The sequence below is a fragment of the Paraburkholderia sp. NMBU_R16 genome (assembly GCF_013282575.1).
In the GTDB taxonomy this organism is placed as follows: domain Bacteria; phylum Pseudomonadota; class Gammaproteobacteria; order Burkholderiales; family Burkholderiaceae; genus Trinickia.
Genome location: NZ_JAAAYE010000340.1, coordinates 1 through 329, shown reverse-complemented (window position 1 = coordinate 329; position 329 = coordinate 1). Strand labels below are relative to the sequence as shown.

Annotated in this window: 1 protein-coding gene; it reads right to left on the bottom strand. The window is 63.2% G+C overall.

Annotated elements, in window-relative coordinates; all coding sequences use genetic code 11:
- The coding region (locus GWC77_RS28490) for a sigma-70 region 4 domain-containing protein (protein ID WP_173262998.1) at nt 1-282 on the bottom strand (282 nt) is incomplete at its 3' end.
- Between the last annotated feature and the right edge of the window lie 47 nt (nt 283-329).

Here is a 329-nt window from a genome sequence, read left to right as displayed (position 1 = left end):
CAACAGATCGAGCGTGACGCCCTTCTTGCCCAACTCGCGATGCACCGTTGGCCAGTCAGGCTTCGGGCGCTCGCGGTTCGACGGCGGCGCCGGCGGGAACAGCAGCGCCTCGAGCGCAGCATCGCCCATCGAGCTCGCCTGTTCGTAGCTCAGTTGCGCTCGTTTGGCTCGATCCAGGTACTCCCAGACCGTCGCCTTAGAAGCGCCGATCGTGCGCGCGATTTCGCTTTGGCTACGCTCGCAGACAAACCGCAGGCGCAGCGCCTCTTTTATCTGACGCATGGATAACCTTGTTCTTGGCATTCGCGGCACCCCGGACCAAATCGTCC